This window comes from Micromonospora sp. NPDC000207, from assembly GCF_040300925.1.
Lineage (GTDB): Bacteria > Actinomycetota > Actinomycetes > Mycobacteriales > Micromonosporaceae > Micromonospora.
Genome location: NZ_JBEPEQ010000010.1, coordinates 1 through 24,285 on the forward strand (window position 1 = coordinate 1; position 24,285 = coordinate 24,285).

The following is a 24,285-nucleotide window of genomic DNA, read 5'->3' on the forward strand; positions in this document are numbered from 1 at the left end:
GGCGGGGTGTCGGAGGGGCGGGGTGTCGGAGGGGCGGGGTGTCGGAGGGGCGGGGTGTCGGAGGGGCGGGGTGTCGGAGGGGCGGGAGCGGTGGGAGCTCCTCCTGCTGTCTGACCTGCGGTCTCCAGTAACCGGGTCACTGCTGTTCGGCCTTCCAGCAGTTTCCGATCATCCGATGGTGGTGGTCACCCGGGTCGGTGGCGATGCTGTCGACTGGCGGTGGCGTCGGCCCACGGGTAGTTGCTTGCCTGACTGGATGCGTTGGCGGAAGTGGCCCGGGGAGGGCCGGGAGTGGCCCAAGGGGGGCCGGGGGTGGCTCGGGGAGGGCCGGGAGGGCCGGAAGGGCCGGGGGCGGCTGGGGACCTCAGGGTGGCGGCCGACCACTGCTGATCGGGCTCGACGGGATAGGAGGTCGTCGAAGGGGAGACTGCCTGGGGAGGGGCGAACGACGGTGCGGTGGCCATGTCGACGAGGGCCTCCTCGCCGACGAGATTGCGCCACCGTGAGGTAGGCAGTTGTCGTGCCGTGTCGATTACTCCGAGCTCCACGCCTGTCGTGACGAGGTCGGCAAGTCCTTGTGGACAGCTGGTCGGGTAGGACCCGCGGTGCATGAAGCCGTCGATCGCGGCGCGGGGGTGGACGAGGACTCCGTCGTTGGTTTGGTACTCGTCAGGCAGGGGATTACCCCAGTTTCCCAGATCACCGAACCGATCGGTGAGTGCGGCGCTGAGAGCCCCCCACTTCACTTCGGTCTTGAATCTGTGGTCCTGGTGCTCCCAGTAGCTCCTGAGAAGTTGTCGAAGTTCCTCCGGGCATTTCTTCGGAAATTTACCCGGTGGTCGAGAATTGTTGAAAGCCGAGTTCGTGTTGAGGTCGCCGGTTTCCGGCAGTCGACATGGTATCGCTACGTCCCATGCTTCCGGGTCACGCAGGTGATTCTCAAGGGCGTTCCTCAGGACCGCCCACTGCTCCGGAGTTCGATGGTTGGCCATGTCGGTGACGACGTACGGCGGGCGGGGTTGGTTCATCGGCCGGGCGCACGAGACCCGACCGGGGTGGCGTGGGATCGGTCACCCCGGTCGTCGGCCGGTGGTCGGATCGGGGGTCAGGCGTTGAGGCGTTGGTGGAGGTCGTCGTAGTCGGCGCGGGTGCGTTCGGTGGCGGGGACCGCCTCGGTGACCTGGCGGGTGACTCGGCGTACCAACTCGTTGTGGTGTTGCCGGGGGAGGCCGTCGAGGGTGGCGGTGGCGTGACGCAGCCCGTCGGTGAGGTGCCCCGTCCGGACCAGGCAGGCGGCCCGGTGCAGCTCGACCTGGGCCCGGAGTCGGCGGTGTGACTGCGGGTAGAGCTGGGCGGCCCGGTCCTGGACGGCCTCGGCGCGGGCGAGGTCCCCGCTGTGGGAGTAGACCCAGGACTGGGTGTGCCGGAGCCGGTGCTCGGCCCACCCCCAGAGGGACTCGTCGTTGCCGAGGACCGAGGCGGGGAGCCTTTCGGTGAGGTCGGCGAGCTGTTCGACGGTCGCCACCGCCTCAGCGTGCCGACCGGCCGCCGACAGGGCCTGGGCACGCCCGGACAGAACCTTGCAGTTCGCCACCGTGGGCTCGGTGGTGAGGATCGGCAGGACCCGGTCGGAGAGGGCCACCAGCTGCTCCGGGGTCCGGCCGCCGTAGCAGCCGTCCACCACCTCCCAGCCCCGGACCAGTGTCATCGTCTCCGGGTCCTGCGACTCGTCGGCGAGGCGGTTGGCCGTCGACCACCACCGGCGGGTGAGCATCGCCTGACCCGTGGAGGTCGTCTTCAGTGCGACGAGGAGGGAGAGCCGGGCGGCGGCCTGCAACAGGCGGGACCGGGCCGGTTCGGTCGACGAGGCGAGGAGGCCGTGCAGGACGGCCAGGTCGATCCGCAGGTGGTCCGTCAGCTCCTCGGCGGAGAGCCGGTAGTTCGCCACCCCGTAGTCGGCGACGATCTGGTCCCACTCGTCGTGCCCGGCCCGGACCGCGTCGCTCAACATCTGCCGGAGGGCCTCCAACCCCTCCGAGGAACCGGCCGCCGATACGGCAGCCAGGGTGCTCATCGACCACAACACCGTGCGTCTACGCATGTCCGGATCTCCTTCCTGGTTGACGTACGCCGCGATCAGCGCGCCGTCGGCCTGTAGGGCTCGGTCGCAGGCCTCGACGAACTGCGCCGACGGGCGCTTCGTTCCGTTCTCGACCTGGGAGATGTGGGTGTAGGTGAAGTTGACGGCGCTCGCGAGCTGTCGAAGAGACAAATGGCGGGCATTGCGGTGCCTCCGGAGAATGTCCCCGACCTTTTCCATGGTCACCCTCGACTCCGTTTCCTGGTCTGTGTGCCAACGGTGTACCGCTGTCCGGCACGTCGCCACCTCGGCGACGCTGTCCGTGTCGCCGCAGGTGGGAAAGCTCCCGTCCGGCCGTGGCAGCCTCCAAGAAAGTGAGACGCTTTCGAATTCCGGGTGATTGGCAGATCTTGGCGTGGGTGCGCCGAGGAACCAGGAAGTCGTCTCACCATAACCCCATGCGCAGCCAAAGAAGAAGAGGGTGGTCAATTCATGTGGACGAGATTCCGCAACTGGTGTCGAGGCCGCCACACGAGGCGGTCGGACGACAGGTGGCGGGCGATGCAGGAGGCCGAGTACGAGGCCGCGAAGCGCCGGATCCTGGCCGAGGCCGCCCGACAGCGGGGCACCCCCGAAGACCGTTGGCGACGGGACGCCCCCGAGGTGGGCCGACAGCGGGGCGCCCCCGATGACCTGGGGCGGCACCGGTGGAACGACGGGCCGACGATCCGGCTCACCCCGTTGACCAGGCAGGCCCCACTGCTGACGTACGGACAGCGGCGGGGATACCGCTGTGAGCGGTGACCTGCCGGTCGGGCGGCGGGTGGCGTACTGGCGTGGTCGGCGGGGATGGTCGCAGCAGACCCTCGCCGACGCGCTGGGCATGTCGAAGAGCTGGGTCGACAAGGTGGAGCGGGGTGTCCGCCGGTTGGACAGGCTCTCCACCCTGCGGGAGGTCGCCCGGGCGCTCCGGATCGACGTGGACCTCCTGCTCGGCACCGGCCCGGCGGCACCCGTCGCGCGGGCCGACCCGTCCGACGGCCCGCTCACCGGTGCCGAGCTGGACCCGTTGCGGGCGGCCCTGTTCCGGTTCGACGCCGCCCTGGCCGGGGCCGACGGGACCGGCCCGACACCGGACCGGATCCGGGCGGGGGTGGAGCACGCCTGGTCGGCGTACGGGCACGCCGACTACCGGCTACTGGTGCGGATCCTTCCGGGGCTGCTCTGCCAGGCACAACTGACCCGAGCGGCCCACCCGGACGACCCGGTCGCGGTCCACCTGCTGGGGCAGGTCACCCAACTGGTCTCGGCGGTGCTGTGCAAGTTGGGCGAGCTGGCCACCTCCTGGTTGGCCGCCGACCGGGCCATGACGATCGGCCGCCGGACCGCCGACCCTACGTCGGCCGCCGTCACGCTGACCCGGGTCCTGCGGGCACTGGACCGGCCCCGGCACGCCCTTGAGGTCGCGGTCGCCGTGGCACACCGGATCGGCCCACCCGATCCGCAGACAGCCCCAGCAGAGCGGCACTGCGGGTACGGATCCCTGCTGGTGCAGGCCGCGCGGGCCGCCGCCGCCAGTGGTGACCATCCGGGAACCGTCGACCTGCTGGACCAGGCCGCCGCCGTCGCCGCCCGACTCGGCGACGACCACCACTGCCGGACGAGCTTCGGTCCGACGGCGGTCGGGCTGGCCCGGGTCACCACCGCCCTCGCCCTCGACCGGGACCGCGATCCGCTCCGGTCACACCGGGAACTCCTCGACACCGTGGCCTTCGCCCGGCTGACTGTGGAACGGAGGGCGGCGTACCTGGTCGACGTGGCCCGGGGGTGCCTGCGCCGCAACGACCTTCCCGAGGCCGCACGGGCGCTCCTGCTCGCCGACCGGACCGCCCCCACCGAGGTACGCCATCGTCCCACCGCCCTCGCCACCCTGCGTACGCTGCTTCGCCGGGCGTCCCGCCCCGACCCGGAACTCACCCGTCTCGCCGAAACCCTCCGGATAGCTCTCTGACGGAGTTGAACCGGCCCGGCTGGTGTTCGTATTGAAGCTGAGTCGTCCGGGAGGAGAGCAGACATGACGGACCGATCGGATGTGCAGCTGCCCAGCTCCACTGTGGGTGCACCTGACGAGAGTGCGGCGGAGTGGCCGGTTTCGGATGACGGCTCCTGGGCGGACATTATTGAGCATTTGCCGGGTGCGGGGTCAGGTCAAATCTCATCTGAGGCGGAGTGGCTGGACGCGGTGTTCCGCTCCGAGGAGGCAGAAGGGCCGCGGCATCACGGTGAGGGATCTGCGACTGAAGCCACCGCCGGACCGGCGACCACGCGCAACCAGAGGTGGACGGCGAAGATCACCGATTACCGCGCCCGAATTCAGCCTGCTCTACCGGAAAGTGAAGTACAGGCCAAGTCTGTCGGCCATGCAGACACCTTCAAGCGCCTTTCACGTCTCAGGTGTGGTGCGGTCATGATTTCTAGGGAGGAGGCCCGGGTTCTCTCCTCGCTGCCTGACTGGTCCTCCTTCGTGTTTCCCGAAGACTCAAAGGCTCGTACCCGTTACCTGGCGGTGCTGTCCAAGGTGTCGCCCGGCGGCTTAGCGGTGGCAGGCGAAACGGAGCCCAGTACCTACTGCGACCCTCGGGCGATCGCCCCTGTCGCAGCCCTGACGTCCCCGGGGGCCTCGCCGCAGTCGTGGGTTCCCTCGGCGCAGCCGTTTCCCGTCGCCTCGGGAACGACGCGGAACCCGTTCTCACCCGCCTCGCCGAAGCCCTCCGGGTAGCCCTCTGCCGGAGTTGAACCGGACCGGATGGTATTCGTAATGAAGACCTAGCAGTCCGGGAGGGAGTAGATATGACAGACCGGTGGGTTGTGCCATCGCCCGGCGTCGTGGCGGGTTTCTCTGACGATGCTGCGGTGGATTTTCCGGGTCCGGATGACCCTAGTTGGGGGGACGCGGCTGGGTATTTATCGGGTGTGGGGTTGGGTGAATTCGCGTTCGAGGACAGGCAGCTGGACGAGTTGTTCAGCGTGCCTGCGGCACCCGTCGTCGAGGACGCGGAGGGCCGGCGACGCGAGGGAGAGGAGTCTGCGACTGAAGCCGCCGCCGGACCGGCGATCACGCTCCACCAGAGGTGGGCGGCGAAGATCAGCGAGTACCACGACCAGGTCCAACCTAAGCTACCCAACAGCCGGACACGGGCCGAGTCTGTCGGCCACGTAGACACCTACAAGCGTCTTTCACGTCTCAAGCGGGGTGAGGTCAGGGTTTCTGTGGAGGAGGCCCGGGCTTTGTCGTCGTTGCCTGGGTGGTCTTCTTTCGTGTTTCCTGAGGGTTCGGAGTTTCGTGTTCAGTACGAGGCGGCGTTGTCGGGCCCTTTACCAGTTTCCGTACGGCAGGGAAACCGTCTAGTACGTGGTGGTCAGGAGTGGGCGGGGAGGATCAGCGACTATCACGACCGGATCCAACCTGAGTTGCCCAAAAGCGAGAAGCTGGCCAAGTCTTTCGGCCATGAAGGCACGTACCAGCGTCTGGCAAAACTCAGAATCGGTGCTGTCAGGGTTTCTGTGGAGGAGGCCCGGGTTCTGTCGTCGTTGCCTGGGTGGTCTTCTTTCGTGTTTCCTGAGGGTTCGGAGTTTCGTGCTCAGTACGAGGCGGCGTTGTCGGGCCCTTTACCAGTTTCCGTACGGCAGGGAAACCGTCTAGTACGTGGTGGTCAGGAGTGGGCGGGGAGGATCAGCGACTATCACGACCGGATCCAACCTGAGCTACCCAACAGCCGGACGCGGGCCGAGTCTGTCGGCCACGTAGACACCTACAAGCGTCTTTCAAGTCTCAAGCGCGGTGCTGTCAGGGTTTCTGTGGAGGAGGCCCGGGTTCTGTCGTCGTTGCCTGGGTGGTCTTCTTTCGTGTTTCCTGAGGGTTCGGAGTTTCGTGTTCAGTACGAGGCGGCGTTGTCGGGCCCTTCACTAGTTTCCGTACGGCAGGGGAAACGTCGTGGTGGCCAGGAGTGGGCGGGAAGAATCAGCGACTACTGCGGCCGGCTCAAATCCGAGCTACCCATCGGGCGGAAACTGGCCAAGTCTCTCGGCCACGAAGACACCTACGCCCGTCTGATGAGTCTTAGACGCGGTGCTGTCAAGGTTTCTGTGGAGGAGGCCCGGGTTCTCTCGTCGCTGCCGGGCTGGTCCTCCCACGTGTTTCCCGAAGGCTCAGAGGCTCGTGCCCGTTACCTGGAAGTGTCGCCTCAGGTGTCGCCCGACGCCCTCACGGTGGCAGGCGAAGCGGCGCCCAGCACCAACTACGAGCCTTGGGAGATCGCCCTTGTCGCGGCTCTGACGTCTCCGGGGGCCTCGCCGCAGTCGGGGGGTCCCTCGGCGCAGCCTCCTCCCGTCGCCTACCCGAGGGTGCCCTCCACACCGGCCCCAGTTCGCCGGTGAGACGGCACGGCGGCTCATCGGTGGACGGCGAGCCGGCGGATGGTCGGCGTCTCCCGGTCGAAGCCCTAGCGAGAGCGGCCCCGGGGCACCGGGGAAGGGGAACGGTCGGTTGGCGGTCGGGTCGGCGTCGAACGGGCGGCAGCGGGTCGATCGCCACCGGATCCGAGGGACGCGACATCAGCCGTCCTGCTCTGGACCACGGTCGACCCCGCCGGGTGCCGGAGGGCCGTCGACCAGGTGGCCGCAGGGTTCGTCGGAATCGGTAGTCCCAACGCCTTCATCCTGTCGGTGGTGAGGTCGGCGACGAGCCTTCTCCCGACCTCCTCGGTGTTGTGGGTGCGGTGACCCTGACTCGTTTCGCGGAACTGGTCGATGACGGCCGCTTGGAGCTTCGTGGCCTCACTCGGGGTCAGGTCCGCCACCATGGTTTGGTGCGTTGGCGGAAGGGCGGCCTCAAGTCGGTCCCTGGCGTTCCGCCCGACTTCCTGCTTTCGCGCCTCGGCGTCCTCCGCCCTCCAGGGGTTGTTCGGCATGTTGTATTTCCGCAACTCGATGATGTCGCACACCTTGTTGCTGAGAATCTCTTGGTTGGGGGATTTGTGGTGATTCGGGTCCGGCCTGTTCAGCTCCCACGCGGGTGTGTCGGCGAAAGCATCACGCTCTCTCTCCGCCCGTTCGAGATCCCTCGAAACGGTGTTCGCGATGTCGGCCGCCTGTTCCGAGGTCAGGTTCGAGACAATGAACTTGTCCTCGATGAACAGGGCGTCCTCAAGTCTCTTCCGGGGGTCTTTCGTCGGGGGCATCGTGGTCTCCTCCTCGGTAGGGGATCGGGCGACCTGACGACGGTCGGGAGGAGCCTCCGGTTCAGGCCCGACCGGCTTTCCCGCATCCCGGGACCCGGTCGGGCGGGAAGAAACGTAGATCACTTGTAGCTTGACGTGTCTCACGCTGCGTGTGACGGTGAGGGCCGGACCCTGTCCCCTGATGTGGGGGTTTGACCAGGTAGTTCGTTCAAGGGCAGGTGGGACTTGCGTCAGCCGGAGACTCCCCAGGAGGCGTTCGCCGAGCTTCAGGCAGGCAACGAGCGGTTCGTCGACGGGACACCCCGCCACCCCAACCAGGACGCCGGCCACCGGGCGGCGGTCGCCGGTGAGCAGCACCCCTTCGCCGTGATCGTGGGGTGCTCCGACTCCCGCCTGGCCGCCGAGATCATCTTCGACCGTGGCCTGGGGGACCTCTTCGTGGTCCGGACCGCCGGGCACACCACCGGCCCCGAGGTGCTGGGCAGCGTCGAGTACGCGGTGACGGTGCTGCACACCCCCCTGGTGGTGGTGCTCGGGCACGATTCGTGCGGGGCTGTCGCGGCGGCCGGTGCGGTGGCTGCCGGAGGGCTGCGTCCGGCCGGGCACCTCGGGGCGGTGGTCGACGCCGTCCTGCCCAGCCTCCGGCACGCCGCCGCCCAGGGCATCGTGGACCCGGCGGGGATCATCGACGTCCACATCGCCCAGACGGTCAACGAACTGGTAGGCGACTCGGCGGTCCTGGCCGGTGAGATCGCTGCCGGACGGTGTGCCGTGGTGGGGATGTCGTACCAGCTCAACGCCGGTCGGGTCCGGACGGTGGCGGCGGTTCCGCGTACCCTCTGACCGGTCTTTCGCCCCGGAACACGAACCGGGCCGCGCGCCCCTCACGGCGAACCGGTCTGTGCCTGCGACGACGAACGGGCCGCCCCCCGAAGGAAGGGGAGCGGCCCGGTTCGTGCCAAGCCCCGGCTAGAGCAGCGAGACGTGGACGTGGTCGGTGTGGTTGGACGGGCCGCTGTAGGAACTCCAGCCCGTCGCCGGGAACCAGATCTGCCGGTTCCAGATGACGTAGTAGACGCCCAGCCGGTCGGCGTTACGGACCAGGAACGCGGTCAGGTTGTTGCCGTACATCCGGGTGTCGTTGTTGTGCCAGGGGGAGAACCCGCGGTTCTGGAGGGACCAGTCGCAGGCCCGGCCCTTGGGGTGCTCCCACGGGCCACCGGGGCGGTAACAACCGACGAACCTGTCGAACCCGGCCCGCTTGACCTCCTTGTACATGTGGAGGGTGCGGGGGGTGATGCAGCCGGAGGTGGTGGGGTCGTTCTCGGTGCAACCCTGCGGACGCCAGTTGCCGTTGGAGTCCCGACCCGGTGCGACCTTCGCCACCGGTGACTCGGCCACCACCAGGCCGCCGGTCAGGCCGGTGCCGCCGACCAGGGCGAGTGACTTCTCGGCGTCCCGCTTCTGCTTGGCCATCAGCGCGTGCTGCTTCTGCTGCTCGGTGACCTCGGCGTCGAGCTGCTCCTTGGCCTCGGCAGCCTCGTCCTTGACCTCCTGGACCTCGGCCAGCTTCCGGGCGTTGACCATGTTCAGCTCGTCGAGCGCCTGGGCGCGCTTGACGAACGAGTCGGGCTGGTCGCTGTCAAGGAGCATCGCCATCGCGCCGATCCGCCCGCTGCGGTACGACTGGGCGGCGATCTGCCCCACCTGGGGGGCCAACCGGTCCAGCTCGCTCTGCGCCCGACGGACCTCCAGGTCGAGCTGGAGCTGCCGCTTCTTGGACTTCTCAAGCTTGTTCTGTGCCTGGGTGAAGTTGCGGTTGGTCGTCTCGATGACATCGTTGAGGAGCTTCGAGTCACCGTCCTCGTGCCCCGAGGGCCGAGGCTGGGCCATGGCCGGCGCTGACCCGGAGAAGATGGCCAGCGCGGTGATCACGGCCACCACCGGCGTCAGCCAGCGGCGTAGGGGTGCCGTCACAGTCGTCCCTTCCGTCGGCCGCCGACCGGGTTAGCTGACGGGTTCGGGACGGAAGTGGCCCCTACCGCTTGCGCGGATTCACCCCACGTACCTGGGTCCCCGATTCGCCTCGCGGCGATTGGGCGGCGGTCCCGCTGGCGCCGGTGCGCGCCTTCGGCGGTGACCGGCAGCGAGGTTACCCGAGAGTCGACTCCGGGAGCTACGTCCGGAAGCCGACTTAACGCGTATTTTCGCCGTAGCGGCGGGTGACCAGTGATGAGCTTCTCATTCTGGGAAGCATCGGCGGTCACACTGAGGAGTGTCACCATGCGGGGTCGGAACCTCCTTCTCGATTGCGCCACCCTGCGGGGGCGTCGGGGGACTGACTCCCGGCCCGGGGGTCGCTCAGGGCTTCGAGGGCGTCGTCGCGCTGAGCGGGGGGTCGGGGTCGGGGGTTGGCGTCGGGCCGCGCCGCCTTCTTCTCGGGGGTACGGCGTCCGGCGGCGGTGACCACGGCGGCCAGGGCGGTGGTCAGGGGCACGGCGGCGACCAGTCCGAGCGTGGCGACGACGCTGCGGACGATCTCCTGGGCGAGGAATTCACTGGTCAGGACCTGGCCGGTGGGCCGGGAGTCGGCGACCAGCAGGAGCATCAGGGGCAGTGAGGCACCCGCGTACGCCAGCACGATCGTGTTGACCACCGACGCGATGTGGGCCCGCCCGACCCGGGTCCCCGCCTTGTAGAGCTGGAGTGCTGTCAGCTTCGGGTTGGCGTTGCCCACCTCGGTCACCGTGGCGGCCTGGGTGACCGTGACGTCGTCCAGGACGCCCAGGGACCCGATCACGATCCCGGCCAGCAGCAGTCCGTGCAGGTCGACGTCGGACTGGAACATCGACAGGGTGGTGGCGTCCTCGTCACCGAACCCGGTCAGGTGGGTGGCGGCGGTGGCGGCGGCGGCGAGCAGTCCGGTGAGCACCAGACTGCCCAGGGTGCCCAGGACCGCCACCGAGGTCTGGGCGCTGATCCCGTGGGTGAGATACAGCACGATGAACATGATCAGTGCTGATCCGACAACGGCGATCAGCAGGGGGGACCGGCCGGCGCTGATCCCCGGCACCACGAAGGTGAGCAGGATGGCGAAGCTCGCCGCCAGCCCGCCCAGGGCGGCCAGGCCCCGCCAGCGGCCGAACGCCACGATCGCGGCGGCGAAGAGGACCACCAGCCAGACCAGGGGCTTGCCGCGTTGGTGCTCGGCGATGTTGTAGCTGCTGGTCTCCGGGTCGGCCGGGTCGACCAGCTCGACCAGGATGATCTCGTCGCCCACCGCCACCCGGGGGGCACCCGGGCCGTCCGGGATCGGGGTCTCGACCTCCTGCCCGGCGTCCGGGCCGCTGTCTGCCCGGACGGTCACCGTTCCGCAGGGCCGGTCGGCCCGTTCCGGGGTGCCCTCCGGTCCCGGTTCGACGGGCGGGCAGGGCACCGTCAACACCCGGGTGACGGTCCCCTGGTAGCGGGGTACGTCCTCACCTCCGTCCGCCGTCGGCGTCCGCTCCGGCCAGAGCAGCAGGGCGGCGACGAGGGTGGCTACGAAGAGGGGAACCACCGTCGCGACGAGGACCCGTCGGACCCGGGGTGGGGCGGACGGGGCGTGACTTGTGTGGTCGGCGCCCATTGCGACTCTCCAAACGATCCACGGCGGATTACGTGTGCGTACGCCGGTCGGTTCACCCCGCCCGTGAAAATGCCCGCAACGGCGCAGTCGGATACCCCTTGATCACTCAGGGTGACCGGAATGTGGGGTGCCCGGAGGTCCAACCGGGAATGGTAGTCACCGGATGTGGTCGCGGGGGCGGGTCGGGGCTGGTGGTGGAGGTCGCCACACGCCGGCCCCGGGTGGGCGGGCGGCGGGCGTGAAGGGGTGGTACGGGGCCGGCGGTGCGTGGCGGGCGATGCCGGCGGTGCGTGGCGGGCGGGCCCGGCGGTGAAGTGGCGGGCGAGGTCGGCGGTGGAGTGGCGGCGGGGTCAGCCGCGCTTCATCAGGCGACCGACGGCGGCCATCATCTCGGTGGCCATGTCCTCGGCGCGGCCCTCGGCGGCCCCCTCGTGCATGCAGTGCCGGGTGTGTCCGTCGAGCAGGCCCAGGGCCACCTTGTCCAGGGCCGCCTGGATGGCGGAGATCTGGGTGAGGACGTCGATGCAGTAGCGGTCCTCGTCCACCATCTTCTCGATTCCCCTGACCTGGCCCTCGACCCGGCGCAGCCGGGCGAGGAGCTGGTCCTTGCTGGCGGTGTACCCCCGGGAGGTGCCGGGTGCAGGAGTGGTCATGAAGCCAGCGTACGCCTACCCCCGACGGGTATGGGACGATTACGGTAATACCCCTACGGGGTATGAGTAGAGTAGGCTGCCGGAGGCACACGGAAAGCCTGTCGAGAGGAGAACGGACATGGTCACCAACACCTACCGGGTGCAGGGCATGACCTGCGGACACTGCGTCAAGTCGGTCAGCGACGAGGTCGGCGCGCTCGACGGGGTCGACGACGTCCAGGTCGACCTGGCCACCGGTGAGGTCGCCGTCACCAGCAGTCACCCCCTCGACCCGGCGGCAGTGCGCGCCGCCGTCGACGAAGCCGGCTACGAACTTGTCGACGCCTGACCGACCGGCACCGGGACGGGCTCAGGGCTCGGGCTCAGGGCTCGGTTGATACGGGCGGGTGTCGGGTCGACCCGAGTACCAGGTCGGGCGGGACGGGTGGGAAGGGGAGAGGGATGCGGACGGTGGGCAGGATGACCGGGTTCGTCCTCGGTCTGGTGGGGGTGTTCGGTGCCGCGTACGGCGTCGGTCACCTGGTCGGGCCGATCGGCCCGCCGGTCGCTGTCGAACACCCGCACGGCGGCCACGACGACCCCGGTGGCGGCCACGACGGCCACGGCGGCCCGGTCGGCGGGACACCGGGTGGGCTGCTCGTCTCCGAGCAGGGCTACACCCTCGAACCGGTCACCGCCCCGCCGGGGGAGTTCGCCTTCCGGATCACCGGGCCGGACGGAGACGCCGTCACCAGGTACGACGTGAACCACGACCGGCCCATGCACCTGATCGTGGCCCGGCGCGACCTCAGCGGATTCCGGCACGTCCACCCCCGGCTGTCGGAGGACGGGACCTGGCGGCTCCCCACCCCGATGGGCGACCCCGGCACCTGGCGGGCGTTCGCCGACTTCCAACCCACCGGAGCGGACCCGCTCACCCTCGGGGTGGACGTGACGGTGTCCGGTCCGGTCACCCCGACCCCGCTGCCCCCGCCCACCCGTACCGTCGTCGTCGACGGGTACGACGTCACCCTCGACGGGGGGCTCCGGCCCGGCCACGACTCCCGGCTCACCCTCACAGTGAGCAGGGACGGCGTACCCGTCACCGACCTGGAGCCCTACCTCGGGGCGTACGGTCATCTGGTGACGCTGCGCCAGGGTGACCTGGCGTACCTGCACGCGCACCCGGAGGGCGCCCCCGGTGACGGACGGACCGCCGCCGGTCCCGACGTGACCTTCCACGTCGCGGCCCCGTCTCCCGGGACCTACCGGCTGTACCTCGACTTCCGGCACGGCGGGACCGTCCGCACCGCGGAGTTCACGGTGATCGCGCCGCACCCGGACGGACCGGCACCGAGTGGGTCGGTCACCGACGGCCCACCGACGACGGCGGCACCCGCCGAGCCCGACGACGGGCACGGGTCCCCCGGTCACCGGCACGACTGACAGGAGCCGCGATGACTACCACAAACGACCCCCGGCAGACCGCGCCGCACCGGATCGAGCTGGCCATCGGCGGGATGACCTGCGCCTCCTGCGCCGCCCGGGTGGAGAAGAAGCTCAACCGGATGGACGGGGTGAGCGCGACGGTCAACTACGCCACCGAGAAGGCGACCGTCGACTACCCCGACGGCGTCACCCCGCAGGAGCTGATCGCCACTGTGGAGAAGACCGGCTACACCGCCGCCCTGCCGCCCCCACCCGCCCCGGCCGACGCCCCGGCCCCCGCCGAGCCGGTCGACGAACTGCGTACCCTGCGGACCCGGTTCTGGGTCTCGGTGGTGCTCTCCGTGCCGGTGGTGGTCCTGGCGATGGTCCCGGCCCTCCAGTTCACCTACTGGCAGTGGCTCTCCCTCACCCTGGCCGCCCCGGTGGTGGTCTGGGGCGGGCTGCCGTTCCACCGGGCCGCCTGGGTCAACCTCCGACACGGCGCGGCGACCATGGACACCCTGGTCTCCCTCGGCACCCTCGCCGCGTTCGGGTGGTCGCTCTGGGCGCTCTTCCTCGGCACCGCCGGGGAGCCCGGCATGACCCACCCGTTCAGCCTCGTGGTCAGCCGGACCGACGGGTCCGGGCACATCTACCTGGAGGCGGCTGCCGGGATCACCGCCCTCGTCCTGGCCGGACGCTGGTTCGAGGCTCGGGCCAAGCGCACCGCCGGGGCGGCCCTGCGGTCGCTGCTGGAGCTGGGCGCCCGGGACGTGGCGGTGCTCCGTGACGGGGTGGAGAGCCGGATCCCGGCCGACCGACTCGTCGTCGGAGACCGGTTCGTGGTGCGTCCCGGCGAGAAGATCGCCACCGACGGAGTGGTGGCCGCCGGCACCTCCGCCGTCGATGCGAGCCTGCTCACCGGTGAGTCGGTGCCGGTGGAGGTCGGGCCGGGTGACGCAGTGGTCGGGGCGACTGTCAACGCGGGAGGGCGACTGGTGGTCACCGCCACCCGGGTCGGCGCCCAGACCCGACTGGCCCAGATGGCCCGCCTCGTGGAGCAGGCGCAGAGCGGCAAGGCCGCAGTGCAGCGACTCGCCGACCGGATCTCCGGGAACTTCGTACCCGTCGTGATCGCCCTCGCCGTCGGCACTCTCGGCTGGTGGTGGGGGGCCGGTGCCGGACCGGCGGCGGCGTTCACCGCGGCGGTGGCCGTACTGATCATCGCCTGTCCCTGTGCGCTCGGGCTCGCCACGCCGACCGCCCTGCTCGTCGGCACCGGCCGGGGAGCCCAACTCGGGATCCTGATCAAGGGACCCCAGGTGTTGGAGTCCACCCGACAGGTGGACACGATCGTGCTCGACAAGACCGGCACCGTCACCACCGGCCGGATGTCGGTGGTCGACGTGGTGCCCGCCGCCGGGCAGGACCGGGCCGAACTGCTCCGGGTGGCCGGGGCGCTGGAGGCCGGCTCCGAACACCCGATCGGTCGGGCCGTCGCCGCCGCCGCGACGCAGGAGGGTCCGGTACCGGAGGTCACCGGCTTCGCCAACGTCGAAGGGCTCGGCGTGACCGGGACCGTCGAGGGCCGTACCGTGCTGGTCGGTCGGCTCCGACTGCTGCACGAGCGGGACGTCGACGTACCGGCGGCGGTCTCCGGGGCGGCGACCGGGGCGGCCGGTGCGGGGCGGACGGCGGTGCTCGTCGCCTGGGACGGGCAGGCCCGGGGAGTGCTGGTGGTGGCCGACGCGGTCAAGCCCACCAGCCGGGCCGCAGTGGCCCGGCTCCGCGCCCTCGGCCTGCGACCGGTCCTGCTCACCGGGGACAACGCCACTGTCGCCCGGGTGGTCGCCGCCGAGGTCGGCATCGACGAGGTGATCGCCGATGTGCTGCCGGCGGAGAAGGTCGCGGTGGTCGAACGCCTCCAGCGGGAGGGCCGGGTGGTGGCGATGGTCGGGGACGGGGTCAACGACGCCGCCGCCCTCGCCCAGGCCGACCTGGGACTGGCGATGGGCACCGGCACCGACGTGGCGATCGAGGCCAGCGACCTGACCCTGGTCCGGGGGGACCTGCTGGCCGCCCCCGACGCGATCCGGCTGGCCCGACGCACCCTGCGGATCATCAAGGGGAACCTGTTCTGGGCGTTCGCCTACAACGTCGCCGCGATTCCGTTGGCCGCCGCCGGTCTGCTCAACCCGATGATCGCCGGAGCCGCGATGGCCTTCTCCTCGGTCTTCGTGGTGGCCAACAGCCTCCGCCTGCGCCGGTTCGCCGCCGCCACCGGCTGAGGCCCGCAGGTTTGTCGCTGGTCACATCGCAGATCGGGGTTTGCGGTCGCGCGGGAGGGTAAGGAACAGAGCAAGCGAGACGTAGAGAGCCTGACAGCGAGGAGGTCTTCCGATGGGTTTCGACGACAAGGTGGAGAACACGGGTCAGAACGCCTCGGGCAAGCTCAAGGAGGGGGCCGGCCGGGTCACCGACAACGAGCGCCTCGAAGCCGAAGGCCGTAGCGACCAGGCCGGTGCCAAGCTCAAGCAGGCCGGCGAAAAGATCAAGGACGCTTTCAAGAGCTGACATATTTCGTACGCCGTCGGGCCGACCACTGTCGAGTGGTCGGCCCGACGTGTCGTCGTCCCCGTGCCCGCTCCGGTGACCGCCCCGCTTCCCGTGTAGCGTCCACCCGCGACGCAGGCGTGAGACAGCTTCGTGTCGTGGGTTCACGGGTGAGGTGTGGCGAGGAGAACGGTTGCCGGGCAACCGAACCCGTCCCGAATCCGTACCCCAGGTCATCGGCGGTGTGGACGAGGGCGGGGACTCATGGCGGGCAGGCGTACCGACAGCGACCGGGCTCTGCCCCGCTCGCACCGTCGTCGGTCCAGGGGCGTCGGGGCGTTGCCGGTGGCGCTGGTCGCGGCGGTGGTGCTGATCGGCGGCGGCGTCTGGACGGCGGGCAACGGCGGGTTCGACGCCCTCCTGCTCGACGGCGTGACCACCCCCGGACCGGTCCGGGCGCAGGCACCACCCCCACCCACCGACCCGGTGACGGCCGTCCCCGTTCCGTCGGCGGCTGCGACGACCCCGCCACCGGAGCCCGCAGTCACCTTCCCCCGCCGGGGCACCGGCCGGTTCCACACCGCCACCGCCCGGGGCGCGGTCGCCGGCGACGGCGGCCGACTCCTGCGGTACCGGGTTGCGGTCGAGAAGGGAATCGAGAACCTCGACGTGGAACGGTTCGGCCGGGAGGTCGCCGCGATCCTCGCCGACGAGCGGGGCTGGACCGCCGACGGCCGGTGGCGGCTGCAACGGGTCGGTCCGGACGGCGACGCCGACTTCACCGTCCGGCTCTCCACCCCGGTCACCCGCAGCCAACTCTGCGGGGACCTCTCCGACCTCTACACCTCCTGCCGCAACGGCGACGACGTGGTGCTCAACGTGGCCCGGTGGGTCAACGGGGTCCCACACTTCGACGGCGACCAGGAGACCTACCGGCAGTACCTGGTCAACCACGAGGTGGGGCACCGCCTCGGGCGCGGACACGAGCTGTGCCCGCGCGCGGGCGGCCCCGCACCGGTGATGCAGCAGCAGACGCTCGGCCTGCACGGCTGCGCCCCCAACGCCTGGCCGATGGTCTCCGGCCGGTCGCACACCGGCCCCTCCGGCCAGTACGACGACCCGATCCCCAGGGGCAGCTGACCGGGGCGGGCGTGCCGACCGTCACCGAGGTCGGTGGGTGCCGACCGTCGGTGGGGTCGGTGGGTGCCGACCGCTGGCGGGTCGGTGGTGTCGACCGGCGGTGAGGGTCAGCGCAGGGCCGCGACGGCGGCGTCGGCCCCGCCCCGCCAGACCGTGCCGACCTCGGAGAAGCCCGCCGTACGCAGGGCGTCCAGGTGCCAGCTCACCGGCGGCAGCCAGTCCTGGTTGTGGCCGCCCGGGTAGATCTGTCGGCGCTTCTCGGCAGGTGGGGCGAGGGTCGGATCGGTCTCGACCTGCTTCCACCAGTCGTCCCAGGAGAGCACCGCGCCGGCCCGGTACCGGGCGTCACGCCGGTCACGCGCCTGACCGGTGAGCCGCTCGGTGAGGCCGGGCAGCCCGTCGTCGGGCATGTGGTCGACGTTGACGAAGATCCCGCCCGGACGCAGGACCGCCCGGATCTCGGCGTACAGGGTGGTCAACCGGTCGGCGGGAAGCCAGTGCAGGGCGGTGGCGGTGCAGACCGCGTCGTATCCGGTCTGCGGCAGGTTGTCCGCCCACTCCGGGTCCCGCAGGTCGGCGGTGACGATGGTGGCCCGGTCGGCCAGGGACGCCTCTGCGATGGTGAGCAGGACCGGGTCTAGGTCGAGGAGTGTGGGCCGGGCCTCGGGGAACCGGTCCAGGGCGCGCAGGCTGATCGACCCGGTGCCGCCGGCCAGGTCGAGCAGTTGAGGAGTGGGGGAGTCGACGACTGCCTCCACCGCGTCGAGCAGGGCGTCGAGGCGGTGTTCCCGGTCCGGCATGAAGGCTTCCTGCTGCCGGTCCCAGCTCTCCTGCCAGGCCCGAGCATCCAGTACGTAAGGGGTCATGATGGGCACGCTAGTTACCGATCCAGCGTGGTGTCCAGCGGTGTCCCGGTCCTGCTGCACATGTTTGGCAATTGTTCGCCGATGGGTGGGGTGGTTGCGAAGTGGAGCGGCGGCGACCAACGAACGGGCACCCTCGTCACCAAGGAGAGACGTGGTAGAGAACAGATCGGGTACGGAAACGTGACGGCGCTCCGCCGGGCCTCCCGCCTCCTCGCCGCGTACGAGCAGGTGTGGCGAGACCGGATCCACGCCATCGACCAGCTTGTGACCGAAGACCCAGGAAGGTGAACCACCAATGCCTGTGACCAGCACCCACCGCGACGAGGCGGCGCTGACGCTCACCGTCGTCTCCGAGTTCCCCGCCCCCGTCGACCGTGTCTGGCAGGTCTGGCAGGACCCGCGTCAGCTGCAACGGTGGTGGGGTCCGCCCGGATGGCCCGCCACCGTCGACCGGCACGAGTTCACAGTCGGCGGCGCGGTCCGCTACCACATGACCGGCCCGGACGGCGAGAAGTCGTACGGCTGGTGGACGTTCACCGTCATCGACCCGCCGACCCGGTTGGCGTTCGACGACGGGTTCGCCGGACAGGACGGCGAACCGCTGCCCACCGACACCCCGACCCGCGCCGTGGTCACCCTGGAGAAGATCGACACCGGCACCCGGATGACCCTGGTCAGCCACTTCGCCAGCACCGAGCAGCTCGAACAGCTCGTCGCCATGGGCATGGAGGAGGGCCTGGCCGCCGGGATCGGACAGATCGACGACCTGCTCACCGCAGCGGCAGACGGCACCACCGCCGGCTGAACCGCCCGGGTCGACGGGGCGGCCTCTGCCGACCACCCCGTCGACCCGGTCACCGGCTCGGTCCGTGCCGGTCGCCGCGTTCCCAGTCCCCGGCTCGGTCCGTGCCGGTCGCCGCGTTGCCTGTCACCGGCTCAGCCTGCTGCGGCTGCGGCGGCGAACAGGTCCGGTGCCCGACCGGTGCCGTCCCGACCCGGCAGGGGGATCTCGAAGTGGACGGTCCGGCAGGTGCCGTCCCGGGCGTCGTGGACCGGTCGGGCCATTGACCGCCAGAACGCCTCCGCGTCGGGCGTACCGGTGTCGGTGTGCAGGTAGAGGTCCCGGTACCCGGGCTGGTCGGCGACGAAGGCCACCGCCAGCTCCACCAGGGCACGGGCCAGGCCCCGACGGCGGTGCGCCGGATCCACGTACACCCGGAAGAGCTGGGCGGTAGTGGCGTCCGGATAGCGTCGCGCCAGGAACTCCGGATGCGGCGGGCTCTTCGGCCCGGCGGCACGGACCGCCGTGGTGCCCACCACCCGGTCGCCCAGGGTCGCCACGAAGAGGGCGTGCCGGTCCGGCCGCAGGTACGTCCCATCGAGGTCGATCACGTCGAAGTGCCACTCGGGACGGTACCCGTGACCGAAGACGTGATAAAAGGTGTCGAGCATGACGCCCCGGGCGCCGTCGAGATGGTGCTGTCCGGCGAGCTGGACCTGATACCCGCCGAGGATGTCACTGATCATCCGAACTGACTCTTTCCTGTGCAATCGGCTTTCCTGTGCGATCGGGCGTGACGGCGTCTCCCGGCGGACCGGGCGCGACGGCGTCCTGTGGCGTGCGGTCTGGCGTGACGTCGTCGGGTAGCAACGACCGGGTCAACCAGTGCCGAGCCGAGGTGAGCAGGGTGGCCGCCGGACCCTCCTCGACGATGTGACAGTCGTGCAGGACCGCCACCCGGTCGGCCAGTCGGGCCACCACGTCACGGTCGTGGCTGATCACCAGCAGGGCCAACCCGTCCGCGTGGCGTACCTCGTCGACCAGGTCGAGGATCCGATCCCGGGTCACCCCGTCCAGCCCGGCGGTGATCTCGTCGCAGACCAGCAGCCGGGGCCCGGCGAGCAGCGCGCGGGCCAGCGCAGCCCGGTGCAGTTCCCCACCGGAGAGCCGCCCCGGGTTACGCGTCACCAGGTTCCCGGCCAGGCCCACCCGGTCCAGGGCGGCACGGGCCGCCGCGCGGGCCACGTCGACAGGGTGGCCGTGCAGCCGTACCGCCGGGCGGGCCACCTGGTCGAGGACCGTCCGCCAGGGATCGAAACCGGCCCGGGCGTCCTGGAAGACGTACTGCACCGAGGCGAGGTCGGTGAGGCTGCGGTCGTCCACAGTGGCGGCGAGCGGTCGACCCCCCAACGCGACGGTTCCGGCGCGCGGCCGGTGCAGCCCGGCGACACAACGGGCGAGAGTTGTCTTACCGCTGCCCGAGCGGCCGACCAGAGCGAGACATTCCCCGGCCGCCACCTGGACGTCCACCACCCGCAGGACGGTGTTCGGACCGTGTCCGGCCACCAGTCCGCGCACGTCGAGCAACCGTCGACCACCGGCCCGCTCCTCGCGGTGTGCGTCCTCGCGGTCTGCGTCCTCGCGCGGTCTCTCCTCGCGCGGTCTCTCCTCGCGCTGTCGGGTCTCGCGCTGTCGGGTCTCGGCTGCGGTGCGAAGGTGTCCCGGCGCGTCGGTCGGCCCGGTCGTGGCCACCAGGCGTCGGGTCCAGGGATGCCGGGGTACGGCGAACACCTTCCCGGTCGGTCCCGACTCGACAGGTACGCCCCGGTGCAGGACGAGCAGGTCGTCGGCGACCGCCCGAACCAGGTGCAGGTCGTGGCTGAGCAGCACCACGGCCAGTCCCTCCCGGGATGCCAGGGCGGCAAGCTCGGCAGCGACGTCCTGGCGGGTGAGGTTGTCCTGACCGGTGGTGGGCTCGTCGGCGACGAGGAGCCGGGCCCCGGCCAACAGCGCATGGGCGATGACCAGCCGTTGCTGTTGGCCGCCGGAGAGTTGGTGCGGGAAGCGGCGCAGCAGTCCCCGGTCGGCCGGGAGCGAGACCCGCTCCAGCACCCCCCGGACAGCCGCCCGAGCCGGCCCCCGCCGGACCCCCCACCGGCCGACGATCCAGCCCCGACCTCGGCCGTCATCCTCGCCGCCGTCGTCCTTGCCGCAGCTGTCGTCGTCGACTGGTGGGTGGCGGCGGGCGATCTCGTGCAGCACCGGGCCGATCCGGCGTACCGGGTTGAGCACGGCGGCCGGCTGCTGCGGCACGTACCCGACGCTGCCCGGCGGCGGTGGCTCCGCAGTGGTGACGGTACGCCCGGCGACCTGCACCGTACCGGTCAGTCGGACTCCCGGACCGGCCTCGCCGAGCAGCGCCCGGCCGAGGGTGGTCTTGCCGCTGCCGGAGGCCCCGACGACGGCGAGTATCCGCCCGGCGGGCAGGTCGAACGAGACCCCGTCGAGCAGCCGTCGCCCACCGACGTCGGCCCGCAACCCCACCACCCGTGCCGCTACCGCGCCCCCCGGTCCGTCCACCGCCTCCGTCACCGGTCCTTCCACCGCCCCCGTCACCGGGCCTTCCTTGCGGCGAGGAGGTGGTCGGTGGTGAGGTTGACGCCGATGGCGAGGGCGACGACCAGGGCGGCCGGGGCCACCACCGCCCAGGGTTGCAGGGCCAGCCCGGCCCGGTTCCGGTCCACCATCACCGCCCAGTCGGCGGCGTCCGGGGCCACCCCGATGCCGAGGAAGCTGGCGGTGGCCACCAGGTACAGCGCCCCGATGAACCGGACCCCGGCGTCGGCGAGCAGCACTCGGCGTACCCCTCGGCCGACGTAGCCGACGGCCCGGCGGTACCAGCTCTCCCGGTACGACCGCATCGCCTCCATGGCCGGGCCGTGGGCCAGCGGCAGGGCGGCGGCCCGGCTGATCCGGGCGACCTCGGGGAGGCCGATCAGCGCGACGATCACCACGAGGGCGACCGCTCCGCGCGGGACCGTCGCCGACAGCATGATCAACAGTAGGAGGGCCGGTATCGCCAGGATCAGGTCCAGGGGGCGCATCAGCAACTCGTCCAGCCACCGTCGTCGGGTGGTCGCGGCCCAGAGGCCCAACGGCACGCCGACCAGGTACGCCAGCGCGGTGGCCGCCACCGCGACCCCGACCACCGTCCGTCCCCCGAGCAGCACCTGGGTGAGGACGTCCCGGCCGACGAAGTCGGTCCCCAGTGGGCCGTCCCCGACGAACGGGCGTCCCCGCCCGCCCGGCTCCCCGGCCACCACCGGCCCGACCAGGGCGACGAGCAGCGGTACGGCGAGCAGCACCGCGCCGACCACCGCCCGGGGCCTCACCGGACCGCCCCGGTCTGGGGTGCCAACCGGAACGCCACCACGTCGGCGACCAGGTTCACCGCGACGGTGACCACGGCGACCAGCACACAGAGCCCCTGGATCGTGGGCACGTCCCGGGCGGTGACCGCGTCGACGAGGGCGGTGCCCAGTCCGGGGATGACGAAGACCGCCTCGACCACGATCACCCCGCCGAGCAGCCAGTCCGTGGTCCGGGCGAGTTGCTGGACCACGGGGGCCAGCGCGTTGGGCAGGGCGTGTCCCAGCCACAGCCGGTGCCCCGGGACCCCGAGCCTCCTGGCGTGCGCCACGTACGCCGACCCGGCCGCCTCGATCATCCCGGCCCGGGTGAGCCGACTCAGCGAGCAGATCGGCCGGGCCAGCAGGACGACCAGCGGCAGGACAAGTACCGCCGGTTGGGCCAGCAGGTTCCCGCCGGTGCCGACGGCGGTCGGCGGGAACCACCCGAGGTGCACCCCGAAGAGGGCGACGAGGAGGACGGCCAGCGCGAACTCGGGTACCGCGTAGAGACCCACCACCACTGCGGACAGGGCCCGGTCCAGTCGGCCGCCCTCGCGTCGGGCGGCGAGCATCCCCACCCCCACCGCCACCGGTACGAGCAGCAGAAGTGTGACTGCGGCGAGCAGCACGGTGGGGGCGGCGTTACCGGTCAGCACGTCGACCACCGGCCGCCCGGACACCAGTGAGACGCCGAGGTCCCCCCGGAGCAGGTCGGCGAGCCAGTCGAGGTACCGCTGCACGGCGGGCCGGTCCAGCTCCAACTGCTCCCGTACGGCGGCGATCCGGGCCGGGTCGGGCTGCTCCCCGGCGATCACCACTGCGGCGTCCCCGGGCAGCGCCTCGGTCAGCACGAAGACGACTGTGGCGACGCCGACGACCTGCCCGAGGCCGAGCAGCAGCCGGTGGCCGACGTACCGGTGCAGGCTCAACCCAACCAGACCTTGTCGAAGCGGGCCCAGTCCAGGGTGTTGGCGGGGGCGTTGGCGGCCACACCACCCACCCTCGGGGCGGTGGCGACCAGGAAGTCGGCGAATCCCCAGATCAGGAAGCCGCCCTCGGCGTGCAGCATCCGCTGCATGTCCCCGTACGCCTGGCGGCGGACGCCCTCGTCGGTGCTGGAGACGGCGCGGACGTAGAGGGCGTCGAAGTCGGGCCGGGTCCACCGGGTGGCGTTCGTGGTGCTGTCGGTGAGCAGGCGCTGCGAGATGTGCGTCTCGATCGGCATCGCCCCGGACCGGTAGGAGGCCAACGACCCGTTGGTGAGGATGTCCCGCCAGTAGGTGTCCTTGTTCCCGGTGGTCGGGACCACTGTCAGCCCGACCTGCCGGGCCTGTTCGGCGAAGGTGCTGGCGGCCTCGACGAAACCGCTGGCCACGGCGGCGGTGTCGAGGTTGACCCGGAGTCCCTCAGCGCCGGCCCGGCGGATCAGGAAACGGGCCCGGTCCAGGTCCGGGCTGCGCTGGGCGATGTCGTCGGCGTAGTGCTGGTAGCCCTTGCCGTACAGGTCGTTGCCGATCTGTCCGGCCCCGGAGAGCACCGTGTCGACGAGCTGCTGCCTGTCGGTCAGCAGGAACATCGCCTCGCGGAGGTCCCGGTCGTCGAACGGGGGACGGTCGACCTTCATGGTGAAGCCCTGCATGGTGCTGTTGGGCATCGCCACGACGTTGACCCGGTCGTCGCCGGTGTAGGTGCGGGCGGAGGTGGGGGTGATGTCGTGGGCGTACTCGACCTGCCCGCCGAGCAGGGCGTTGATCCGCGCCGACTCCTCGTTGCCGATCAGGTACTCCAACTCGTCGAGGTATGGAGCCCCGTCCCAGTGGTCCTCGTACCGCTTGAGCAGGAGGGACCGGCCGGGCTGGAAGGACTCGAACCGGAACGGGCCGGAGCCGACCGGCCTGTCGAAGGTGTCGGTCCCCTCGGGCACCACGTACGCGCCGAAGCTGGCCAACAGGTTCGGGAACTCCGCGTACGGGCGGGTCAGGGCGAACTCGATCCGCCGGTCGTCGACGGCGCGGCTGGTGCGCAGGTCCAGCAGGGCCAGGCTGGCCCGGGCCCGGAACGCCCGCTTCGGGTCGGTGATCCGGGCGTAGCTGTGCAGGACGTCGGCGGCCCGGACCGGACGGCCGTCGTGGAAGGTCGCCTCCCGGAGGGTGACCCGCCACCGGGTCAGGTCGGTGTTCGGCTCCCAGGTGCTCGCCAGCCGGGGCACGATCGACACGTCGGAGCCGTAGTCGGCGAGCTTGTCGAAGACCGCCTTGGCCCGGGACGCCTCGTTGAACAGGTTGGCCAGGTGCGGGTCGAGGGTCTCGTTGGCACCACCGCCGGCGAAGACGGCGCGGAGTCGGCCGCCGCGCCGAGGTGAGCCGGGGCCGGTGCCGGGCGTACCCGGTTCACCGCCGCAGCCGGCCAGGGCGGCTGTGGAGAGGGCGACCGCGCCGCCGAGCAGGGCACGTCGGCTCAGCCCGGCGGCACGCAGCGAGGGGGGATTCATGGGAGGTTCCTTCCGTGGAGCGAGGGGTGGGTCGGC

22 protein-coding genes and 1 riboswitch are annotated in these 24,285 nt (G+C 70.9%); of the genes, 11 read left to right on the forward strand and 11 right to left on the reverse strand.

Annotated features, from left to right (window positions below; genetic code table 11):
- Window positions 1-1,105 precede the first annotated feature (1,105 nt).
- Complete coding sequence (locus ABT336_RS04575; protein WP_350895171.1) at window positions 1,106-2,320, reverse strand: helix-turn-helix domain-containing protein; 1,215 nt, start codon at window positions 2,318-2,320, stop codon at window positions 1,106-1,108.
- A gap of 321 nt (window positions 2,321-2,641) precedes the next feature.
- Between ABT336_RS04575 and ABT336_RS04580 the strand changes: the two genes are divergently transcribed.
- From ABT336_RS04580 to ABT336_RS04590, 3 genes are all read left to right on the forward strand, one after another.
- Entirely contained in the window at window positions 2,642-2,884 is a 243-nt protein-coding gene (locus ABT336_RS04580; protein ID WP_350895113.1) for a hypothetical protein, read from the forward strand.
- Window positions 2,874-4,091, forward strand: coding sequence for a helix-turn-helix domain-containing protein (locus ABT336_RS04585; RefSeq protein WP_350895114.1), 1,218 nt, complete (start codon window positions 2,874-2,876; stop codon window positions 4,089-4,091). The genes ABT336_RS04580 and ABT336_RS04585 overlap by 11 nt, the downstream gene beginning before the upstream one ends.
- 968 nt (window positions 4,092-5,059) lie before the next feature.
- Entirely contained in the window at window positions 5,060-6,517 is a 1,458-nt protein-coding gene (locus ABT336_RS04590) for a hypothetical protein (RefSeq protein WP_350895115.1), read from the forward strand.
- 65 nt (window positions 6,518-6,582) lie between these two features.
- Here ABT336_RS04590 and ABT336_RS04595 read toward each other — a convergent pair whose 3' ends face one another.
- On the reverse strand, window positions 6,583-7,464 hold the full coding sequence (locus ABT336_RS04595; RefSeq protein WP_350895116.1) for a hypothetical protein: 882 nt from the start codon (window positions 7,462-7,464) through the stop codon (window positions 6,583-6,585).
- 81 nt (window positions 7,465-7,545) lie between these two features.
- Here ABT336_RS04595 and ABT336_RS04600 point away from each other — a divergent pair, with 81 nt between their 5' ends.
- Window positions 7,546-8,163, forward strand: a complete 618-nt coding sequence (locus ABT336_RS04600) for a carbonic anhydrase (RefSeq protein WP_350895117.1) — start codon at window positions 7,546-7,548, stop codon at window positions 8,161-8,163.
- Between the two features lie 126 nt (window positions 8,164-8,289).
- On the opposite strand, the gene ABT336_RS04605 is transcribed toward ABT336_RS04600, so the two are convergent.
- From ABT336_RS04605 to ABT336_RS04615, 3 genes are all read right to left on the reverse strand, one after another.
- Window positions 8,290-9,297, reverse strand: coding sequence for a coiled-coil domain-containing protein (locus ABT336_RS04605; RefSeq protein WP_350895118.1), 1,008 nt, complete (start codon window positions 9,295-9,297; stop codon window positions 8,290-8,292).
- 4 nt (window positions 9,298-9,301) lie between these two features.
- Window positions 9,302-9,432, reverse strand: a riboswitch (cyclic di-AMP (ydaO/yuaA leader).
- Window positions 9,433-9,598: 166 nt separating this feature from the next.
- Entirely contained in the window at window positions 9,599-10,948 is a 1,350-nt protein-coding gene (locus tag ABT336_RS04610) for a YibE/F family protein (protein WP_350895119.1), read from the reverse strand.
- Window positions 10,949-11,298: 350 nt separating this feature from the next.
- Window positions 11,299-11,601, reverse strand: coding sequence for a metal-sensitive transcriptional regulator (locus ABT336_RS04615; protein ID WP_350895120.1), 303 nt, complete (start codon window positions 11,599-11,601; stop codon window positions 11,299-11,301).
- A gap of 118 nt (window positions 11,602-11,719) precedes the next feature.
- Between ABT336_RS04615 and ABT336_RS04620 the strand changes: the two genes are divergently transcribed.
- The 5 genes from ABT336_RS04620 (at window position 11,720) to ABT336_RS04640 (ending at window position 16,701) form a co-directional block, all read left to right on the forward strand.
- Window positions 11,720-11,929, forward strand: coding sequence for a heavy-metal-associated domain-containing protein (locus ABT336_RS04620; protein WP_350895121.1), 210 nt, complete (start codon window positions 11,720-11,722; stop codon window positions 11,927-11,929).
- A 113-nt stretch (window positions 11,930-12,042) separates the two neighbouring features.
- Window positions 12,043-13,026: a DUF8832 domain-containing protein gene (locus ABT336_RS04625; RefSeq protein WP_350895122.1), complete on the forward strand. Its 984-nt coding sequence runs from the start codon at window positions 12,043-12,045 to the stop codon at window positions 13,024-13,026.
- Between the two features lie 11 nt (window positions 13,027-13,037).
- Window positions 13,038-15,296: a heavy metal translocating P-type ATPase gene (locus ABT336_RS04630; RefSeq protein ID WP_350895123.1), complete on the forward strand. Its 2,259-nt coding sequence runs from the start codon at window positions 13,038-13,040 to the stop codon at window positions 15,294-15,296.
- Between the two features lie 112 nt (window positions 15,297-15,408).
- The gene (locus ABT336_RS04635) at window positions 15,409-15,582 is read left to right on the forward strand and encodes a CsbD family protein (protein WP_350895124.1); all 174 of its coding nucleotides are present in this window, start codon (window positions 15,409-15,411) and stop codon (window positions 15,580-15,582) included.
- 243 nt (window positions 15,583-15,825) lie between these two features.
- Window positions 15,826-16,701, forward strand: a complete 876-nt coding sequence (locus ABT336_RS04640) for a DUF3152 domain-containing protein (RefSeq protein WP_350895125.1) — start codon at window positions 15,826-15,828, stop codon at window positions 16,699-16,701.
- 107 nt (window positions 16,702-16,808) lie between these two features.
- On the opposite strand, the gene ABT336_RS04645 is transcribed toward ABT336_RS04640, so the two are convergent.
- On the reverse strand, window positions 16,809-17,567 hold the full coding sequence (locus tag ABT336_RS04645) for a class I SAM-dependent methyltransferase (protein ID WP_350895126.1): 759 nt from the start codon (window positions 17,565-17,567) through the stop codon (window positions 16,809-16,811).
- An 81-nt stretch (window positions 17,568-17,648) separates the two neighbouring features.
- On the opposite strand from ABT336_RS04645, the gene ABT336_RS04650 reads away from it, so the two are divergent.
- Together ABT336_RS04650 and ABT336_RS04655 are read left to right on the forward strand one after the other, a co-directional pair.
- Window positions 17,649-17,855 carry a hypothetical protein gene (locus ABT336_RS04650; RefSeq protein ID WP_350895127.1) on the forward strand — a complete coding sequence of 69 codons (207 nt, stop codon included), beginning with the start codon at window positions 17,649-17,651 and terminating at the stop codon, window positions 17,853-17,855.
- Window positions 17,856-17,862: 7 nt separating this feature from the next.
- Window positions 17,863-18,372, forward strand: coding sequence for an SRPBCC family protein (locus ABT336_RS04655; protein WP_350895128.1), 510 nt, complete (start codon window positions 17,863-17,865; stop codon window positions 18,370-18,372).
- Between the two features lie 131 nt (window positions 18,373-18,503).
- Here the strand turns inward: ABT336_RS04655 and ABT336_RS04660 are convergent, their stop codons facing one another.
- The 5 genes from ABT336_RS04660 to ABT336_RS04680 are packed head-to-tail and all read right to left on the reverse strand — an operon-like array spanning window position 18,504 to window position 24,249.
- Complete coding sequence (locus ABT336_RS04660) at window positions 18,504-19,094, reverse strand: GNAT family N-acetyltransferase (RefSeq protein WP_350895129.1); 591 nt, start codon at window positions 19,092-19,094, stop codon at window positions 18,504-18,506.
- On the reverse strand, window positions 19,084-20,964 hold the full coding sequence (locus tag ABT336_RS04665; RefSeq protein WP_350895130.1) for an ABC transporter ATP-binding protein: 1,881 nt from the start codon (window positions 20,962-20,964) through the stop codon (window positions 19,084-19,086). Before ABT336_RS04665 ends, ABT336_RS04660 begins: the two co-directional genes overlap by 11 nt.
- Window positions 20,961-21,740: an ABC transporter permease subunit gene (locus ABT336_RS04670; protein WP_350895131.1), complete on the reverse strand. Its 780-nt coding sequence runs from the start codon at window positions 21,738-21,740 to the stop codon at window positions 20,961-20,963. Before ABT336_RS04670 ends, ABT336_RS04665 begins: the two co-directional genes overlap by 4 nt.
- Window positions 21,737-22,687, reverse strand: coding sequence for an ABC transporter permease (locus ABT336_RS04675; protein ID WP_350895132.1), 951 nt, complete (start codon window positions 22,685-22,687; stop codon window positions 21,737-21,739). The genes ABT336_RS04670 and ABT336_RS04675 overlap by 4 nt, the downstream gene beginning before the upstream one ends.
- A complete protein-coding gene (locus tag ABT336_RS04680; RefSeq protein ID WP_350895133.1) occupies window positions 22,684-24,249 on the reverse strand; it encodes an ABC transporter substrate-binding protein in 1,566 nt (521 codons plus the stop codon). The genes ABT336_RS04675 and ABT336_RS04680 overlap by 4 nt, the downstream gene beginning before the upstream one ends.
- Between the last annotated feature and the right edge of the window lie 36 nt (window positions 24,250-24,285).

Coding starts and splice junctions, on each gene's coding strand:
- ABT336_RS04575 (WP_350895171.1), bottom strand. CDS start 2,320: ATGGAAAAGGTCGGGGACATTCTCCGGAGGCACCGCAATGCCCGCCAT.
- ABT336_RS04580 (WP_350895113.1), top strand. CDS start 2,642: ATGCAGGAGGCCGAGTACGAGGCCGCGAAGCGCCGGATCCTGGCCGAG.
- ABT336_RS04610 (WP_350895119.1), bottom strand. CDS start 10,948: ATGGGCGCCGACCACACAAGTCACGCCCCGTCCGCCCCACCCCGGGTC.
- ABT336_RS04615 (WP_350895120.1), bottom strand. CDS start 11,601: ATGACCACTCCTGCACCCGGCACCTCCCGGGGGTACACCGCCAGCAAG.
- ABT336_RS04620 (WP_350895121.1), top strand. CDS start 11,720: ATGGTCACCAACACCTACCGGGTGCAGGGCATGACCTGCGGACACTGC.
- ABT336_RS04625 (WP_350895122.1), top strand. CDS start 12,043: ATGCGGACGGTGGGCAGGATGACCGGGTTCGTCCTCGGTCTGGTGGGG.
- ABT336_RS04630 (WP_350895123.1), top strand. CDS start 13,038: ATGACTACCACAAACGACCCCCGGCAGACCGCGCCGCACCGGATCGAG.
- ABT336_RS04635 (WP_350895124.1), top strand. CDS start 15,409: ATGGGTTTCGACGACAAGGTGGAGAACACGGGTCAGAACGCCTCGGGC.
- ABT336_RS04640 (WP_350895125.1), top strand. CDS start 15,826: ATGGCGGGCAGGCGTACCGACAGCGACCGGGCTCTGCCCCGCTCGCAC.
- ABT336_RS04645 (WP_350895126.1), bottom strand. CDS start 17,567: ATGACCCCTTACGTACTGGATGCTCGGGCCTGGCAGGAGAGCTGGGAC.
- ABT336_RS04650 (WP_350895127.1), top strand. CDS start 17,649: ATGGGTGGGGTGGTTGCGAAGTGGAGCGGCGGCGACCAACGAACGGGC.
- ABT336_RS04655 (WP_350895128.1), top strand. CDS start 17,863: ATGCCTGTGACCAGCACCCACCGCGACGAGGCGGCGCTGACGCTCACC.
- ABT336_RS04660 (WP_350895129.1), bottom strand. CDS start 19,094: ATGATCAGTGACATCCTCGGCGGGTATCAGGTCCAGCTCGCCGGACAG.
- ABT336_RS04680 (WP_350895133.1), bottom strand. CDS start 24,249: ATGAATCCCCCCTCGCTGCGTGCCGCCGGGCTGAGCCGACGTGCCCTG.